The sequence below is a fragment of the Clostridium sp. genome, from assembly GCF_047718555.1.
Lineage (GTDB): Bacteria > Bacillota > Clostridia > Clostridiales > Clostridiaceae > Clostridium_I.
Genome location: NZ_JBDNRK010000038.1, coordinates 1 through 17,727, shown reverse-complemented (window position 1 = coordinate 17,727; position 17,727 = coordinate 1). Strand labels below are relative to the sequence as shown.

Annotated in this window: 19 protein-coding genes and 2 pseudogenes; 13 read left to right on the top strand and 8 right to left on the bottom strand. The window is 32.9% G+C overall.

From position 1 onward, the window contains the following. Nucleotides 1–26: 26 nt before the first annotated feature. The 3 genes from ABF633_RS14315 to ABF633_RS14305 all read right to left on the bottom strand — a co-directional run bounded on the left by ABF633_RS14315 (nucleotide 27) and on the right by ABF633_RS14305 (nucleotide 2,206). A complete protein-coding gene (locus ABF633_RS14315) occupies nucleotides 27–575 on the bottom strand; it encodes a hypothetical protein (protein ID WP_415524568.1) in 549 nt (182 codons plus the stop codon). 36 nt (nucleotides 576–611) lie between these two features. Beyond that, entirely contained in the window at nucleotides 612–1,367 is a 756-nt protein-coding gene (gene fabG / locus ABF633_RS14310) for a 3-oxoacyl-[acyl-carrier-protein] reductase (RefSeq protein WP_415524567.1), read from the bottom strand. A gap of 443 nt (nucleotides 1,368–1,810) precedes the next feature. After that, nucleotides 1,811–2,206 carry a pyridoxamine 5'-phosphate oxidase family protein gene (locus ABF633_RS14305; protein WP_415524566.1) on the bottom strand — a complete coding sequence of 132 codons (396 nt, stop codon included), beginning with the start codon at nucleotides 2,204–2,206 and terminating at the stop codon, nucleotides 1,811–1,813. A 115-nt stretch (nucleotides 2,207–2,321) separates the two neighbouring features. Between ABF633_RS14305 and ABF633_RS14300 the strand changes: the two genes are divergently transcribed. The 7 genes and pseudogenes from ABF633_RS14300 (at nucleotide 2,322) to ABF633_RS14270 (ending at nucleotide 8,648) form a co-directional block, all read left to right on the top strand. Beyond that, nucleotides 2,322–2,657, top strand: coding sequence for a winged helix-turn-helix transcriptional regulator (locus ABF633_RS14300; RefSeq protein ID WP_415524565.1), 336 nt, complete (start codon nucleotides 2,322–2,324; stop codon nucleotides 2,655–2,657). Between the two features lie 148 nt (nucleotides 2,658–2,805). Continuing rightward, a complete protein-coding gene (locus ABF633_RS14295; protein WP_415524564.1) occupies nucleotides 2,806–3,300 on the top strand; it encodes a GNAT family N-acetyltransferase in 495 nt (164 codons plus the stop codon). Between the two features lie 200 nt (nucleotides 3,301–3,500). Further along, nucleotides 3,501–3,924 (top strand): annotated as a pseudogene (locus ABF633_RS14290) (VOC family protein). Nucleotides 3,925–4,177: 253 nt separating this feature from the next. After that, nucleotides 4,178–5,107, top strand: a complete 930-nt coding sequence (locus ABF633_RS14285) for an AraC family transcriptional regulator (protein WP_415524563.1) — start codon at nucleotides 4,178–4,180, stop codon at nucleotides 5,105–5,107. A 30-nt stretch (nucleotides 5,108–5,137) separates the two neighbouring features. Continuing rightward, nucleotides 5,138–7,426 (top strand): excinuclease ABC subunit UvrA, encoded by a 2,289-nt coding sequence (locus ABF633_RS14280; RefSeq protein ID WP_415524562.1) that lies wholly within the window; start codon nucleotides 5,138–5,140, stop codon nucleotides 7,424–7,426. 95 nt (nucleotides 7,427–7,521) lie between these two features. Further along, entirely contained in the window at nucleotides 7,522–7,671 is a 150-nt protein-coding gene (locus tag ABF633_RS14275) for a hypothetical protein (protein WP_415524561.1), read from the top strand. Next, nucleotides 7,668–8,648, top strand: a complete 981-nt coding sequence (locus ABF633_RS14270) for a serine hydrolase domain-containing protein (RefSeq protein ID WP_415524560.1) — start codon at nucleotides 7,668–7,670, stop codon at nucleotides 8,646–8,648. The genes ABF633_RS14275 and ABF633_RS14270 overlap by 4 nt, the downstream gene beginning before the upstream one ends. Nucleotides 8,649–9,108: 460 nt before the next feature. On the opposite strand, the gene ABF633_RS14265 is transcribed toward ABF633_RS14270, so the two are convergent. Continuing rightward, on the bottom strand, nucleotides 9,109–9,879 hold the full coding sequence (locus tag ABF633_RS14265; protein ID WP_415524559.1) for an SDR family NAD(P)-dependent oxidoreductase: 771 nt from the start codon (nucleotides 9,877–9,879) through the stop codon (nucleotides 9,109–9,111). Between the two features lie 240 nt (nucleotides 9,880–10,119). Then, nucleotides 10,120–11,682, bottom strand: a pseudogene (locus ABF633_RS14260) (IS3 family transposase). A gap of 281 nt (nucleotides 11,683–11,963) precedes the next feature. Between ABF633_RS14260 and ABF633_RS14255 the strand changes: the two are divergent. Further along, on the top strand, nucleotides 11,964–12,473 hold the full coding sequence (locus ABF633_RS14255; protein WP_415524585.1) for a GNAT family N-acetyltransferase: 510 nt from the start codon (nucleotides 11,964–11,966) through the stop codon (nucleotides 12,471–12,473). A gap of 75 nt (nucleotides 12,474–12,548) precedes the next feature. Here the strand turns inward: ABF633_RS14255 and ABF633_RS14250 are convergent, their stop codons facing one another. Then, complete coding sequence (locus tag ABF633_RS14250) at nucleotides 12,549–12,740, bottom strand: hypothetical protein (protein WP_415524558.1); 192 nt, start codon at nucleotides 12,738–12,740, stop codon at nucleotides 12,549–12,551. Between the two features lie 191 nt (nucleotides 12,741–12,931). Here ABF633_RS14250 and ABF633_RS14245 point away from each other — a divergent pair, with 191 nt between their 5' ends. The 3 genes from ABF633_RS14245 to ABF633_RS14235 all read left to right on the top strand — a co-directional run bounded on the left by ABF633_RS14245 (nucleotide 12,932) and on the right by ABF633_RS14235 (nucleotide 14,506). Beyond that, nucleotides 12,932–13,129 (top strand): helix-turn-helix transcriptional regulator, encoded by a 198-nt coding sequence (locus ABF633_RS14245; protein WP_415524557.1) that lies wholly within the window; start codon nucleotides 12,932–12,934, stop codon nucleotides 13,127–13,129. Between the two features lie 5 nt (nucleotides 13,130–13,134). Beyond that, entirely contained in the window at nucleotides 13,135–13,539 is a 405-nt protein-coding gene (locus tag ABF633_RS14240) for a hypothetical protein (protein WP_415524556.1), read from the top strand. Nucleotides 13,540–13,606: 67 nt separating this feature from the next. Then, on the top strand, nucleotides 13,607–14,506 hold the full coding sequence (locus ABF633_RS14235; protein ID WP_415524555.1) for an aldo/keto reductase: 900 nt from the start codon (nucleotides 13,607–13,609) through the stop codon (nucleotides 14,504–14,506). 68 nt (nucleotides 14,507–14,574) lie between these two features. Here ABF633_RS14235 and ABF633_RS14230 read toward each other — a convergent pair whose 3' ends face one another. Beyond that, nucleotides 14,575–15,480, bottom strand: coding sequence for a DUF4351 domain-containing protein (locus ABF633_RS14230; RefSeq protein ID WP_415524554.1), 906 nt, complete (start codon nucleotides 15,478–15,480; stop codon nucleotides 14,575–14,577). Between the two features lie 281 nt (nucleotides 15,481–15,761). Here ABF633_RS14230 and ABF633_RS14225 point away from each other — a divergent pair, with 281 nt between their 5' ends. Together ABF633_RS14225 and ABF633_RS14220 are read left to right on the top strand one after the other, a co-directional pair. Beyond that, nucleotides 15,762–16,391 carry a TetR/AcrR family transcriptional regulator gene (locus ABF633_RS14225; protein WP_415524553.1) on the top strand — a complete coding sequence of 210 codons (630 nt, stop codon included), beginning with the start codon at nucleotides 15,762–15,764 and terminating at the stop codon, nucleotides 16,389–16,391. 116 nt (nucleotides 16,392–16,507) lie between these two features. Next, the gene (locus ABF633_RS14220) at nucleotides 16,508–17,158 is read left to right on the top strand and encodes a DUF998 domain-containing protein (protein WP_415524552.1); all 651 of its coding nucleotides are present in this window, start codon (nucleotides 16,508–16,510) and stop codon (nucleotides 17,156–17,158) included. A 103-nt stretch (nucleotides 17,159–17,261) separates the two neighbouring features. Here ABF633_RS14220 and ABF633_RS14215 read toward each other — a convergent pair whose 3' ends face one another. Further along, nucleotides 17,262–17,660, bottom strand: a complete 399-nt coding sequence (locus ABF633_RS14215; RefSeq protein WP_415524551.1) for a hypothetical protein — start codon at nucleotides 17,658–17,660, stop codon at nucleotides 17,262–17,264. Nucleotides 17,661–17,727: the final 67 nt, after the last annotated feature.

Sequence of the window (17,727 nt, the reverse complement as noted above, 5' to 3'; positions counted from 1 at the left end):
AATTGATATTAAATAGTGAAAAATAACTATTCAACAAAAAGCAAATCAGGATATATTTTTTTATCACCAAAATAATCTCTAGCAACATCATCGAAAGAAACCCAATCACAGTTTTCTAAAGCAAACATATTTACAATATGTGATGAAACTGATGGGTCTTCAGAAATTTCTTCAAAATTCTGTGGATGAAGTATACGTATTAAATCTTTCCTATCAATTTTTCCTTTAATATTATTATTTTCTATAAAATCTATTAGAATATTTAAATCCAGGTTATTGTCATTAATTGCGATATCTTCTAACCACGTACATTCATAATGGCATATTCGTTTATTAGAATTATAAATTGAGAAATATAAACCATAATCTTCTGCATTGACGAAATGAATTAAATTACCATTATTAGCTTCAATAAGTTTATTGTTTGGCGTTAACTTGCTGCCCTCTGCCACTAAAGTAATCCATCCATTTGTCTCTGGAAACACAAAGCCTTTTAGTTTCGCCTTCTTTAATAGATTCACACCATCATTTCGATTATAACTTCTTAAATTATAGTTATCACTAAACTCACTCATTTTATCTTCTCCTCACTATATAAATTTCAATAAACTCTAATACATAACCATTCCACCATCTACATTAATAACTTGGCCTGTAATATATTGCGACATATTTGAAACAAGAAACAAAACTGCATTTGCTACAGATTCTGGCTTACCATAAGTTTTCATTGGAATTTTAGATAGTATTTCCTCAGTGGTTTTATCAGAAAGTGTAGATGTCATATCGGTTGAAATATATCCTGGAGCAATGGCATTTACAGTTATGCCTCGGTCTGCTAATTCTCTAGCCACTGTTTTAGTAAAACCAATAAGTCCAGCTTTAGAAGCAGAATAATTTGCCTGTCCAACGTTGCCTGTTATTCCTACAACGCTTGTTATATTAACTATGCTGCCTGATTTTTGTTTTAACATATGTTTAGATACAAACTTGGTACAGTTAAATGCACCTGTAAGATTTACGCTAAGTACTTTATCCCATTTTTCTTTTTTCATCATCATCATTATACCATCACTTGTAATACCTGCATTATTCACCAAAATATCTATTCTTTTAAAATTTTCAACTACAGTTCTTACAACTTCCTTTGTTGATTCCTCGGAACTCACATCATGTTTTAAACCCAAAGTTTCAACGTTGTAATTCAATGATATTTCATTTGCTACTTGTTTTGCCCGGTCTTCATTAACGCCAGTTACAACTACCTTTACCTTTTCTTGTGCTAATTTCTCTGCAATAGCTCGGCCAAGCCCACGGGTACCCCCGGTTATTAAAGCTATTTTATTAGTTAAACCTAAATCAATCATACTTAACCTCCTTGTTATGTATATACTCAATTAATATTTCTGTAAAGCATTCAGTTTTTAATAGCTTACATTTTCTACTTAATTTATGTAAAAATTATATCATATTATCTATATAATTCCATTATTAAAGATAAAATATATTGAAGTAATAATAAGATAATTATCAAGATATGGAATTGCATGGTATAATTGTTTTATAAATGTTTAGTTCATACTTGTAAGAAAGTGCGAACTAAATCTATCTTCAAGTAAAAAGGTTACTAACAGAAAATATTTGTCTGTCAACAACCTCAGTTTTTATATAGGGCTTAATACTAACAACATAGAATGTGTTTATATTTTTTAGAATTATTCTTTGCCTTCTAGATACAATTCTTAAGACTTAATAGTACCAATTAAGAACTTAAGTTTATTTATAACAGCTCAATGTTTTAAAAGTAAGTTTAAAACTTAATAGTTTTAGGTTCTCCTGTAAAGGAATAGATAATGGCGGTTACATCTTTTAGATAAAGTACTTCACTATTCCCATCATCAGCAGCATACCTCCTTTTAAGGCCTGGATTTTCATCAAGCATATGTTGTCTAGCTTCCATTCTATCATCCTGAACAGCAGTCGCTGCAACACGCATCCAAGTTCCATCCTTGCCCACAGCACAGATTTCAACTTTAGGATTCTTTTGCATTTGTGCAAATACGTTTTTAACATTTCCAGTCTGAATGTAAAGATTTCCCTCAAAGATATCTATTGCCCCAAAAGGTCGAACCCTTGGTTGGTCGCCTTCGGATGTTGCTAGGTAAAAGGTACCGATATTTTTTAGATACTGATAAATTTCATTCATTTTAATTACTACCTCCAATTTATGTGATATAATAATTTTAATCCTTATATTTAAAATGACAAGTACGACATTTATATAATGTAAGTATCAAATTGATACTATAGGAGGTGATATGATGGAGAATGAAGGTAGTAATTTTGGAAAATGCCCATATTTTACGGCGCAAAAGGTATTCTCAGGAAAATGGTCGATTTTAATTATGCATCATTTGAATGACGGGGTACTACGCTATGGAGAATTACAAAGAAGAATGGGTAATATCACACAGGCTACGTTAACAAAGCAATTAAGAATGCTTGAACATTTTGGATTGGTTAGTCGGTATGTTTATTCAGAAATTCCACCTAAGGTAGAGTATTCACTAACTGATTTAGGAAAAGAATTCAATCCAGTATTAGAACAATTTAGAATTTGGGGAAATAAGTATATTGAATCTCTCAAAAATGAATAGCTAAAAATAAAATTACAGGTAAAAAGTCAGTAATAATGTGTTATTATGTTAGTTCGCATATTTCTTCTAAGACGCAACAGTAAAATTTTGCGAATAAGTAACATTTATATTTCATATTAAAAGTATAATTTTCTGAGGGGATTTGTAGATGGAAATTGTTAATGTAAATGCAAATAATATTGAACTATTTTCTAATGTTTTAATGGAATCAGCAAAATGGTTAGACTCAATAGAACAATCAATGTGGAAAATAAAGGATTTGACTGTTAATGAACTACTAAAAAAATATGATATTAATGAAATGAAGTTATGCTATGAAGATGGAAATTTGATTGGAGTATATATTTTACAATGGTATGATTCTCTTTTTTGGGCAGAGCTTAAGAAGAATGATTCAGGTATTTTACATAAGTTAGCTGTATGTAGAGAATATAGTAAAATGGGTTATGGTAAAAAAATAATTGGATCTGCAGAGCTACTATGTAAAAATCATGATGTAAATTCGCTAAGGCTTAATTGTGGTACTTCAAGGCCAAGACTACGCAATTTTTATGAAAGTGTTGGTTTTAAAATGGTTGATAGAGTTTTTATTGATGATAGAGACCAGATTAGATATAAGAAATCAATTATTGTAAGTGGTTAATTTAATGTTTTGGTAAGATTAAGCCAATCAAATAAACTATGGAGGGGTAGCTAATAAAGCTTAATATTCTAATAGGTTATTATATTAATGTAAAATAGTAAGACAATGCGGCATATGAATGATGTAAATAACTCAATAAATAGTAATTTATCTGTTAGTTAATGGGCGTATTAATTTTAATGGAATAAGAGGGACAAATAATGATTCAATCAGTTGTACATATTGCTTTAGTAATAAAAGATTATGATGAAGCAATTGAGTTTTACACAAAAAAACTTCATTTTACATTGGTAGAAGATACATATCAACCTGAGCAAGAGAAAAGATGGGTAGTAGTATCTCCACCAGGTTCAAATGGAACAACAATATTACTTGCAAGAGCGTCTAAGCCTGAACAAGAGCCTTTTATAGGGAACCAAGCAGGGGGGAAGAGTCTTTCTTTTCTTAGGAACTGATGATTTTTTGCGTGATTATAATGAAATGAGAAAAATAGGAATAGAATTTGTTAGAGAACCTAAAGAACAGGATTATGGAATGGTTGCAGTATTTAAAGATTTATACGGCAATTTGTGGGATTTAGTTGAGTTCAATGAAAATCATCCAATGTTCAAAAGAGTTAGATAAGTTCCAATTTAAGGCTGAGTAATATAAATAGTAATTTGTAGGGGAGATTATTTATAAATAACATATCAGATAGAACTTGAATCTAAAGGAATAAGCCACTGAAACGTCTGCAGATTGTCTGCATTCGTTCGGTATTCATGGACGTTTTTACCTTTAAATGGTAATACTTTCTTCGCTTTAGTTTGTTAAGATTGATTCGTCAAGAAATAACATTTCTGTTATACTGGGATTAACAGGAACAGGAGGGAATCATATGTCAGAACAGAAGTGTCAGGAAGAGTACATACGAAGAATTCATAAAGTGCAGGATTACATCGAGCATCATTTAGGACAGTCCCTGTCCATTGAGGAGCTTTCCAATGCCGCCAGGTTTTCCAAATATCATTTCAGCCGGATCTTTCAGGGCATGTTACATGAGCCGTTAGCCCATTATGTGAAGCGGATTCGCATGGAGAAGGCACTTTTTTTGCTGGCACACCGGGCAGATAAAAATATGACGGACATTGCCTATGAACTGGGCTATACGGATTCAGCCGTATTTTCCCGGGCATTTAAGAATTATTATGACGCCAGTCCAAGAGAATACCGGAAGGAATATAGCAAGAATTGCAAAGATTCTTTTTTATTGTCTGAGTACAATAAGAATACAGCAAAGAAAGAATGGGCAGGCAATCTGTTTCCCGTGACCGGGCAGATTACCATAGCAAATCTGGAGGAAAAACAGGTCGCTTATGTGAGACATACAGGTACCTATGAGACATTAGCAAAAGAGTATGCCAATCTGATGCAGACGTTATTTGCTTATGCAAGGAAGCAGCACCTTCTTGTGGATGGTCAGAACTGGCTGCTTACCATGTATCATGACAATCCGGAATTCGGAGAGGAGAGCCAGTTCCGTACCAGTCTGTGTCTGACGGTGCCAGAGGACATTCGGGTTCAGGAAGACGGAATCCTTGGAACGATGAAGTTAGAAGGCGGTCTGTATGCGGTCGGACATTTTCAGATTCAGCAGGAACAGTACAGCGATGCCTGGAATTACATGTATCAGGAGTGGCTCACGGGCAGTGGTTATGTTCCAAGAAACTCCTATCCATTTGAAGTGTATTGCAACGATCCGTATGCCAATGAGAGCCATATCCATGAGGTGGACATCTACGTTCCCATTGAGCCCATTCTTCTCTAACATGCTGCAAATCGATTCAGAGGTGAGCATATGGAAGAAATTAAGATTCAAGGAGCACGAATCCATAATCTGAAAAATATCAATCTAACGATTCCTAAGCATCAACTGGTGGTCATTACCGGTATCAGTGGTTCCGGAAAATCCAGTCTTGCATTTGATATCCTGTTTGAAGAAGGCAAGAACCAGTATCTAAGGTCGATTGGGATTCTGGCTGGACTTGATAACGAGGATCGGTTCGATACGATGGAAGGCATCGGTCCAACGGTGGCGGTACGCCAGAATACAATCCGGCAGAGCAATCCCCGTTCTACAGTTGGCACAAAGACCGGAATTCTAAGACAGCTGGCCCTGTTATATGCCAGTGAAGGAAAAGCTTTGGATGAGCATAGTGAACATCTCTCCCCAGGCTTATTTCTCTATACAACGCTCGATGGCATGTGCCTTAGCTGCCAGGGCAGAGGTTCTTATTATGATATCAATCTGGAGCAGTTGATTCCAGATAAAACAACAACCTTATTGGAGGTCTATGAGTGTTTGCAGGTAACAGCTGGTTTCTTACGGATTCTAAAGAAGAAATACGGCATGTATTTTGAGACCCCATTCTGGGAACTCCCAGAAGATATCCGAGGCGAAGTGGTCTATGGAACGTATGACAATGGCAAACAAAGCTACTGTCTGGAGCGGATACTAAGAAATGCTTATGAAAAAGATGAGGATGTGGAGAAAGTCTATGTGAAGACCATCTGTCCAGATTGTCATGGTGAGCGAATCGGCGAAGAAGCAAGAGAAGTCTTCCTTCATGGAAAGCAGATCGGTGAACTGGGACAGATGACACTGACAGGTCTTCTTGATTTCCTAAATGGAATACCGGAGGAAGAACTATCACAATTTGGTAAGAATGTGGTAAAGAATGTGATGGAGAAATTAAAGCATCTAATCCAGTTTCGTTTAGGACATCTGACTCTTTACCGGGAGATGGCTTCCTTAAGCGGTGGCGAGGTACAACGCATCTTTCTCCATCTCCATCTGGAGTCCAGACTGGATTCCCTGATCTATGTCTTTGATGAACCGATGGCAGGATTACATCCATCGGAGAAGCAAAGCATGATCGAAGCGGTAAAGAAATTAAGAGACCTTAGTAATACAGTGATTGTGGTGGAGCATGATAAAGAGATGATTCGTCATGCCGACCATATTATTGAGATTGGTCCTAAGGCAGGTGTAGAAGGAGGAACAGTGGTCTACCAGGGTGATTATGAAGAATACGAGAAAGAGGACACTCTGCTTAGTCAGTATCTTTTCAGCAAACGTTTGATGCCGGAACGGACGGTCAGAAAGCATAGATTTAATAAAAAAGACTGTCTTACCTTGGAACATGCCAATACCCATTATTTAAAGGACTTAACAGTAGCATTCCCACTTCATGCCATGGTTGGTATTGCCGGATTATCCGGAAGTGGTAAGAGTTCCCTGATTGAGAAGACACTTTTGAAACGTCTTGCCAGTGCCAGGAAATATGGCCATGCAACTGGTATAGCAGGAGTAGAACGGATTAGTGGTTTTGCAAAGATATCCCAGGAGCCCATTGGAAGAAGTGCCAGTTCTACGCCTGCCTCTTATATTGGTATCTGGGATAAGATTCGGGAACTTTTTGCAAAACAGCCAGAAGCAAAAATAAGAAACATGGATGCCGGACATTTTTCATTTCATTCTAAAGGAGCATGTCCAGACTGTGTCGGTAGTGGTTATGAAAGAATCTTTCTGACCTCTGATTTTTCCGTAGATAAGCTCTGCCAGACGTGTCATGGCAAGCGGTTTAATGAAGAAAGTCTTTCCGTAGACTATAAAAGAAAAACGATTTCCGATGTGTTAGAGATGAGCATTACCGAAGCCATTTCATTCTTTGCAGATCAGAATAGCATTGTGAAACCCATGCGTATCTTAGAGCAGATGGGCATGGGGTACTTAACGCTTGGTCAGCCATCTTCTTCTTTAAGTGGTGGCGAGGCACAGAGAGTGAAGCTTACCAAAGAGTTGGGACGGCAGCTAAAGGGCAATATGCTCTATGTGTTAGATGAACCAACGACTGGACTTAGCCTGTATGATACGGCATTGTTACTAAAGCTATTAGATCAGCTGGTTGCCAGTGGCAATTCGGTGATTGTCATCGAACACAATGTAGAGGTCTTAAAGAACTGTGATTATATCATTGAACTTGGTCCGGAAGGTGGGGACAAGGGCGGTGAGATCATTGCCAAAGGAACACCAGAGAAACTAAGAGACAATCTGAATTCCAAGACAGGGAGGTATCTTGCATGAACTTAGAAACACTGGTGGAAAAGGAATATTCCAATATCCGGGGAGCAAAGTACTGATTTGTTGACATAGAACCTGAATTTGAAAGGAGTTATTCTATGGATTTAAACCGAATTAAAAATAATATGGTACAGGTGATTCTACAATTCTCCATACCTTCCATTATTGCAATGGTTTTAACATCAATGATAAGTATTACAGATGGTTTCTTTATTGGTAATTATGTTGGTAAGGAGGGAATCATATGAATCAAAGAAAAAAGATATGGTTAGAAAAGACAATAAACAGTAGTTATAACAATATTGCGGGCATAATTGTACTAAAAAACGGTAAAACATTATATGAAAACTACTATAATGGATATACCGCCGATAACGCCATTCATGTGTATTCGGTGACAAAGAGCGTTTTTTCAGCGTTGATTGGTATGGCCATTGATAAAGGCCATATTAAAAGTGTAGACCGGAAGGTATTGGACTTTTTTCCGGATTACACTGTTAAAACACGTGAAAAAACAATACAGAGCGTTACGATTAAGGATATGCTGACTATGACAGCCCCGTATAAATATAAGTTAGAACCATACGAAAAGTTTTTCGCAAGCGATAACTGGATAAAAGCTGCACTCGATTTATTAGGAGGTAAAGGGCAGGCGGGAGAATTTATGTATTCTGCCATCGTAGGAACACATATTCTGTCGGGCATTCTTGTAAAAGCAACAGGACAATCAGTGTTTGATTTTGCAACAGAAAATTTATTCTCGCCATTGGAAATTCATGTTGGACACAATGTGGTGTTACACAATAAAGAAGAACATATTGCCTTTTTCCAAGATAAAAATGCCAGCGGTTGGGTTGCTGACCCGCAAGGGGTAAATACAGCAGGCTGGGGTCTTACCTTAACCCCTATGGATATGGCAAAAATAGGTCAGTTGTACTTAGATGACGGAATATGGAAGGATAAACAAATTATATCGGCTCAATGGATAGATGAGAGTACAAAAGAACATAGCCGATGGGGCAAGCTGTCGTATGGCTATCTGTGGTGGATTATTGATGATAAAGAACATATCTATGCAGCTTTAGGAGATGGAGGAAATGTGATTTATGTCAATACAAAGAAAAGAATGGTAGTTTCTATTGCTTCTCTTTTTATGCCACGTGCTAAGGATAGAATAAAACTTATTAAAGAGTATATTGAACCAATGTTTGAGAATTGTGTATAGTGAATCTCAATTTCGGGGAGATTATAAGCATAATACGAAGTTAATCAAATTCCAATTTATCTGACTGAATAAAATGAGCATAATGTGTGATTAATTTAATGCACATTTTTCTTTAAGAACGAAATGCTTACTTTACTAAGTAAGCATTATTAATTATAGTAAGTCATTAATCCTTAACTCTAAAGTATTTTAATACTTACACAAAAAAGGTTATCCGTCATTTATGGTACGGTTCTCCGTATCGGTTGTAGGGGATAACCTCTTTATCATTTTAACTTATTAAAATACAAGTTTTTAGGTAACTTTTAGATTGACTGTGTAAATTACGATAAATTAACCATACAAATTTCGAATTTAGAAAGTTCAAGACATGCTCATAATCCGATTCTAAATTGACAATAATGCCCTAAATATTCATCTTTCTAACACTCATTGAGCTTAGCACTATTTTACCTTTTCATTATATCTCAATATATTTTTCAATTTTTTTAACCCACACATTCATAATTAATTTTTGCGGAAGTATTTTAGCTAGAATATGCAGGTACTTTACGTACAGTGTACAAACTGACATATCTTTTCCCATCTTTGCATCTCTCAACGCTTTTTTTGCAACCTTTTCTGCTGAGACAATACCAGGAAATTTTACCTTTCTTCCATTCAGTTCTTTAATCAGTAAATCCGTATCAACCCAGCTTGGACACACTGCTGTTACTGTAATACCTTTCTTTTTCAATTCTATATTTAATGCTCTAGAATAGGCTCTTTCAAATACTTTTGTTGCAGCATATAAATTAAGATACGGTAAGGGTTGAAAAGATGATGCAGACGATATGTTTAGAATTTTACTTCCTCTTCTCATATATGGAATGCATAATGTACATAAAATAGCAAGTGCACTACAATTTATTTTAATAGTATCTTCAATTTCTTTTACTTGAAAATCATCATAGTTTCCCATTCTTGCAACCCCTGCATTATTTATCAAAAATGTTATAATTGGTTTTTGTTCTTCTAACATTTTTCCTATAGAAATTAAGTCTTCTGATTGAGATAAGTCCTTTGAAATAGTAATTATTTTATCACCTAATTCACGTTTTAAAGCTATAAGCTTTTCTATATTTCTAGCTAATGCCCATACCTCATCTACTTCTTCCTGAATCAATAATTTTGTGATTTCTTTTCCAATACCACCACTAGCACCTGTAACAATTGCAATTTTCTTTTCCATCTTATTAACCTCTCAAACCGTATAATTAATATTTACTAATCCGATTTTTTATATATTTGCACTACTTTATTTTTTATACTTAATTATAACATAAATTACAATTTGTAGAGTTCAAGTAACATAATTTTAGCTTCAGTTATGTCGTATCTTTCTAATTAAAAGTAACAATGATAAAAACAAAATATTTTATAAAATGAACTGCACCCTGTCAAGTAGACAGTGAAAATAATAAAAATTAATCTAAACGGCTAAAGCCCTAAATTCTAATGGACTTAGGCCGTTTAGTCTTTTTTTGCAATCTCTTTGTATTGTAAAAGCTAATATATCCATCGATTGCATTAGAGAGTTCCTCATACGTGTGATATTTATGCAGATAATACTTTTCACACTTGAGTACTCCCCAAAAAGCTTCCATAGGACCGTTGTCAATACATTTACCCACTCGTGACATGCTTTGTGTCATTTTTGCGGCAGCTAATTTTTGCTTAAATCCATATGATGTATACTGGAAGCCACGGTCACTGTGAAGCATTGGACTTGCACCATGCGAAGCAGCTAGAGCTATATCTAGAGTCTTAAAAACAAGCTCATTATTGTTAGAATGTCCAAGTACATATGCAACGATAGAGTTATCATGTAAATCCAAGATAGCGCTTAGATATGCTTTTTTAGAGTTTCCATACTTAAATTCAGTAACGTCTGTAAGCCATTTTTGATTCAGCCTATCGGCCTTAAAGTCACGGTTCAGAAGGTTTTGAGCTACCTGCTGTGGAATAGATTTTATGTAACGTTTCTTTTTTCTTCGAATCACAGATTGTAACGATAAAAGTCTCATAAGCCTATAAATACGTTTATGATTAAAATTTTGACTTAGCTTTCTATTCAAGTTCATTGTCATTCTTCGATATCCATAAATACCATCTACTTCCTCATAGATTTTAAACATTTCATTAATAAGCATCTTATTCTCATTCTCTAGAATAGACGCTTTACGTTTTTTCCACTTATAGAATGAAGAACGTGGAATCATTGCTATTTCACACAATAAGGAAATAGAGAACTTCTTAGTTTCATGAAGTTCCGCGATAGCAATATATTTGTTTTCTTGTCTTATACGGCTTAATATCGCCTCCTTTCGAGTTCTTCCAATTTTTTTAAGAGTGCATTCTCCACTCTTAATCTTTCATTCTCAGCCTCAAGTTTTTTCATTGCAAGCTTTATTCTATCTTCAGATGTTAGTTCAGCTTCAGCCTTTTTCCTGCCGCGCGCATCTTGTAATGCATTTTCTCCGCCTAATTCATATTTTTTAACCCATTGGTATACTTGATTATAAGAGACTCGATAAGTTTCAGCTGCCTTATGGTAGTCATTGTTGTTAGCGATACAATACTGTACAATTTCAATTTTTTCATTCCAAGATGCAGCTCTTCTCTTTGTCATAGATTGTTTCATTCCTTTCGGTGTTGCCGTTATTTCTCTATGACTATTATACTTGTTTATCCAATTTTTAAATACTGATTTATCTGGTAATTCGTATTTTCTCACAATCTCTCCTTGTGAGTATTTTCCAGACAAATAGTCTTGTAAAGCTTGTTTCTTTAGTTCATTTGAATATCTCCGCCATTTTTTTGATTCTCTTAGTCCATCTATTCCATACTTTTCATAGTTATATCTCCAATGATAAAAAGCGTAGACACTAATTTTATACTTAACAGCAATGTCGGTGATAGATGCAGTTCCATTTACATAATCATTTAAAATTTCAACTTTTTCTTCTGCTGTATATTTAGTTCTTTTAGACACAAAAATACTCCCCTTTCAGTGACAAATTTTTATTTTTTTATTTGTCTACTCTAAGGGGAGCATATCAGAATTGTACTTTCATAATTGAATAATACGGTGTTTAAAAAATAAATCTTCAATATATTTTACTTTTAATAATGGATTATATAGAATATTATAGTATGATTTTTACATGATTCAAATTGAAATTGTAAAAAGATGCGAACTTATTTTAATAATACTACTGGGGGTAATGTATGATTATTGAAGACAAAAGAATAGAAGGTAATAGTCTAACATAGATACTTCGTTGTCCAACAAAATATGATACAATTGAATTATCTAAATTAAGAGTTAAAATTGATGGAGAAACAGAAAATCTTGATAGGGAATCTGACGAAGGTTTATTAACACCAGAAGATTTTGAAAAACTTATTTATGAAGATTCAATAGCAGAAAAAACTATATTTTTAGTTGCAGAAGTAGAAGGTAAAATTGTTGGATTTACTCGTTGCGAAGGAAGTAAACTAAGCAGATTTAGACATAAAGCAGAGTTTGGGATATGTATATCAAAGGAATATTGGGGTCATGGAATTGGTAAAGTGCTATTAGAAAATATTTTGATGTGGGCAGATACTGTGGGGATTGAAAAGATTACGTTAACCGTAGTAGAAACAAACACAAAGGCAATTCAATTATATAAAAGATTTGGATTTGTAGAAGAAGGATTACTAATAAAGGACCGAATTCATAAAGATGGTAACTATCATAATACTGTCATAATGGGAAGATTCAAAAATATGGTGGATTAGTTCGGAATATTCTAATAAGTCGTCATAAATCCTATATTTTTTAGAGCAAATTTACTCTTTTTTATTTTTTCCAATTCAAAACTTTTCAATAAATACACATCCCTTTAAAATAGCATTTAATTTTTCACCATTTTCAGGAATTGATCCCCATAAAACAAATATAAGACCTAAAAAATATATAATACCTGCTATTGAGAACTCATGATTAATTAATAAAAACATTGTTGCTATAATAAGCATAGTACAACCGAATATAGTTTTTTTCATATATTTTACTCCTCTTTATTTAAATAAGAACTTGATTAATATAGAAATTATAACATATTATTCTGTATAATCTATTATTACAATTATAATTTAATAATCTTATGTTATGGAAAGCTACTTTTACATAAAGTAAAGAATATGATATTATAATTATGGAAAGTGTGCTTTCCATAACCTCTGGAGGTGAAAGCTTGAAAAATAGATTAGAGGAAATACGTAAACAACATGGTATGAAGCAGGAAGAACTTGCAGAAGTATTAGAAGTATCAAGACAAACAATAGGTTCTCTTGAAAATGGAAGATACAATCCATCCATTCTTCTTGCTTTTAAGATTGCAAGATATTTTAATATGAGTATTGAAGAGATATTTATTTATGAGGGAGAGTGAAGATGATGAAAAATAAACTAAGTTTATTTAATATTTTTTTTATTGTATTTTTAGTTGTGATATTAATTGGCGGAATAAGTTATTTTTGTGTGGTAGGAATTACATCAAAAACAGAAGAATTAAAAATAATATATTCATTTTTTATAGGAATATCTACAGTACTAATTAGCAATGGTTTAAAATATAATTTTTTTACTAAAGTAAAAGATAAAGATGAGCGAAATCTTATTATTACAAACAAATCTAAGGCAAAGGCTTTTGATGCTCTAGGAATATTAATTGGAGTTCTAATAATTATATATGTTTTTATAAAAGTTAATTTAATTATAATTTTACTATTAGCCGTGACATATGTATTTGCTTTTGCAGTTTATATGATATATTTTACTAAATATCATAAAGAAATGTAGAGAGTGATGATTCTAAATTGATTATAGATACCCAATAATATAGATAGTAGAAAGGAAGTGTAAAATTATGAATGAAATAGATAAAAATAAAATAGAACAAATTGCAGATGCAAACAGAAAACTTTTAGTAGAATTGCCAGATAAAACAAAGGTTCCTACCCTAGGCCAAGGTACTTGGTACTTAGGTGAAAAGTCAAATGACAGAGAAAGAGAAATAGCTGCACTAAGACTAGGTGTAGAACTAGGAATGACATTAATAGATACGGCAGAAATGTATGGTAGTGGAAGATCTGAGACTTTAGTAGGGGAAGCTATAAATGGGATTAGAGATAGTGTATTTTTAGTATCTAAGGTTTATCCTCACAACTCTGGATTAAACAATATTTTTAACTCCTGCGAAAATAGCCTGAAAAGACTTGGAACAGATCATTTGGACTTATATTTATTACATTGGAGAGGAAATGTGCCCTTAGAGGAAACTATAGAAGGTATGGAAAAATTGAAAGAGCAGGGGAAAATACTAAGATGGGGTGTTTCAAATTTTGATACAGAGGATATGAAGGAGTTACGGGAATGTGAGAATGGCAACAACTGCGTTACCAATCAGGTTCTGTATCATTTAGGTTCCAGGGGAATCGAATTTGATCTATTGTCATGGCAGAGATTACACAAAATGCCTATTATGGCTTATTGCCCTGTGGCTCAAGGTGGATCACTGAGAGAACAATTGTTAAAGGATTCTACAGTAAAGAAAATAGCAGAAAATCATAGTGTAAAGCCGCTGCAGATAATTTTAGCTTGGTGCATGAGATCAAGAAATATAATCGCTATTCCAAAGGCTTCTCAAGCAGAACATGTACTGGAAAATGCAGAAGCTGCTTCTATTGTATTATCAGAAAGTGAATTGGCTGAACTGGATAAGGTATTCCCAGGGCCAACTAGGAAAGTTGGGCTTGATATAGTGTAATTAATAAAAAGAGAACTACATAATTTTAGTAATTCTCTTTTTTAGGGTTCATCCAACATGGGAGAAATCTATTTTAAATATTTAAATATATCCTCTAATTTTTCAAAATCAAGTATATCATCAACTATAATTTCTAATGCTGTAGTGTCAGAATTCTCTATCTTGTTTTTTATATCATCAGGCAGAATTCCAAATTTTTTAGTTAATAGTTTAATTGAGGTTCTCACTAGACCTTCTTTTAGACCTTCTTTCCTGCCTTCTTTTAGTCCTTCTTCTCTGCCTTCTTCAATACCTTCTTGTTTTAATAATTTACCAAGTTCAGTCATCCCGAACACCTCCTTAATTTTATTCATATTTTCTTTGCTTACAAATTTCTCAGCAAAGGCATAGAGTAGAGCGAGGGAATTATTCTGATTCTCTTTATCATTAATAGCTTTTGAAAGCATTATAGCCTCCACTATCCTATCAGTTTTATTTTTGGTACTATCCATTATAGGTAAAAATACAAGAGTTAATATATCCTGTTTAGTTAAAAACTCATTGTTACGAATTTTATTATTTAGATAATCTAATTTTTTATCTCCATCAATAGAGTTCATATAAAAGGCTTTTACTGAATATTTTATAGAACCAATATTAATACTTGTGACAGCCTTTTTTATATCAGAGGAATAAACTACAATTGTATTAACATTTTTATTCTCTTTATAGTGTAACGCAGCATCATAAGCGAGAAATCTTGACAAATCATCTTTTTTATCAGTAGTTTGGAACTCAAGATGTACGAAGGAATTATCATCTAATAAAAAAGTATAATCCATAAAGGCTGTAGTAATTTGTAAATTCTTAAGCTCAGTTCTAGCGGATGATACTATTTTAGCTTTTACACCGAAAAATTTTAAAGCATCTTCTCTAAAAACATCCATTACACTTTTCATGATAGCATCTTCTATATTTCTTATTTTTGTATCCATTGAGTAATCCACCTTTATAGCATCTTATAGATTATAGCTTTATATTAATATTTTATCATATTTTATTGAGAAATATCAGAGGACTATAAAATGAGATATAAAATTTTTAAAATCATTCAATTGTGCAATTGATAAAGCACTTGATAAGTCTATATTAAGACAGTTTTTTGATTCTAATAGATTACTAAAGATATATTGATTAAACTATCATACGTTAGTATAATTAAATTGTAAACTAAGATATGATAGTTTGTTTATCTATAATAAAAAGGCGGTTAAAAATGGAAAGTATAAAAACTAAAATAAATACAAAGGAAAAAATATTTGAAAAAGCTATAGAGCTATTTTCAAAAAAAGGTTGTAATGGTGTATCCATGAGAGAGATAGCAAAGGGGGTTGGAATTAGGGAAAGTTCAATTTATAATCACTATAAAAGTAAAGATGAGATAATAGATAATATATTTGATTATTTTGCAGGTTCTATTAAGAATTACAGACCTTCTGAATTAGAATTAAATGAAATGATGGATTTTATGTCACCAGAAGATTTATTCAAGCATCTTGTAATAAGCTATGGAAGATCATTAAATGGAAAACTTGACAGTATAGCAAGGATAATATATTCAGAACAATTTAGAAATGAAAAGGCAAAAAAATTAATGCTTGAAGTTATATTGAGGGAGCCTTCAGAATTTATAGCTAAATTGATAGATATGATGATGGAGAAAAAGCTTATTAAAAAAGTAGATAGCAAATTGGTTGCCGAAGAATATAATTACGCATTAGTTGCAATAACCTTTGAATATGCTCATGCCGTAAACAATGGAGAGGATACAGCTCCAATAATTAAGAAAATGTTCAATAATATAAATTTCATCTGTAATTATCTAAGGACTAATAAAATAAAGTGATATTTTGTCCGATGAATAATTGCTGTAATCCTCAGACTTATAAACATATAGATAACATCGGCATATCCATAAGTGTTTAACAAATCGAAAATATACAAAAAGGGGTGTGAGTAAAAATGAAAAAAATTTATTCGATATTTGGAATGATTTCACCTTTGTTTTACTTAATACATGTTATTATTGGAAGTATGTTGTGGAGTGGTTATAATAACATCACACAGCCTATAAGTGATTTAACTGCAACAGGTGCGCCAAATCGAGAAATATTAAATATTTTTACAAATATGTATGGTATATTTGGACTGATATTTTCAATAGGTTCATTTAATTATTTAAAAAAGCTTAAGATAAAAATTATAAATTTTTCTATGATTATTTTTATAGCAATGGTGTTAATTGGTGTTTCTTATGGATTCTTTCCTGAAGATATGGCAGGCGCTACTATGACATTTGAAGGCTTCATGCATCTTGTTGTCACTGCCCTAATTGTTCCTACAGCTATTTTAGCACCTTTATGCACAGGAATTGGATTTAGAAAAATTGCTGATTTTAAAAAATTTTCAAGTTATTCCATCGCTACTTCTGTAATTATATTTGTATCTGGTGGAATGTCTGTTATTGCTATAGCAAATAAAATTCCTATTTTTGGTGTTATAGAGAGAATAAACATAGGGTCTTTACAATTATGGATATTTATATTTGCTTTAATAATCTTTACTAAGGATATAGGTAAGATTACTAAGGCAAATATAAGTAGTCTAATTTAAAATTATAAAATCTAGAATTGAAACTTAACTTTAGAGGGAGTACAAACTCCCTCTAAGTAAGATTTGTTGATAAAGATTCTTTGGGCATAAGACTTTGAACTTTCTAAACTACAGTAACATGTCTTTGTTGGAAGTCACTTATAGTAACAGTGATTTTAGATGAATGGTTCACAACGTTTCCCACATTTACAAACATCATATAGCCATATTTGCCTCTATGACCTTTTTTAGTTATCATTTTTCCGAACTTGGGAAGGCTTAGTAAATAAAATTTTATTCCGGTTGCCTCATCTATAATATAAATTTCTTGTGGAGTTTTAGCAATATAGCCTGTTCTGTTGATTTTAAAGCTAATATTAATAATGTTATCATCAGCTGTTAAAACACAACCTGTTATTTCAAAAGGATGTTTCCTTGGGAGCCAATAATGGTAATAGTATATTGAGAAAAATGCTCCCGTGATGGCGATTAACATACTTATAGTAATTAGTACTGTAATCATAATATACCTCTCATTTTAACCTGACTAACTTGGCGTAAGTCTCCCACGCACTCTGTGAAAGCGATTC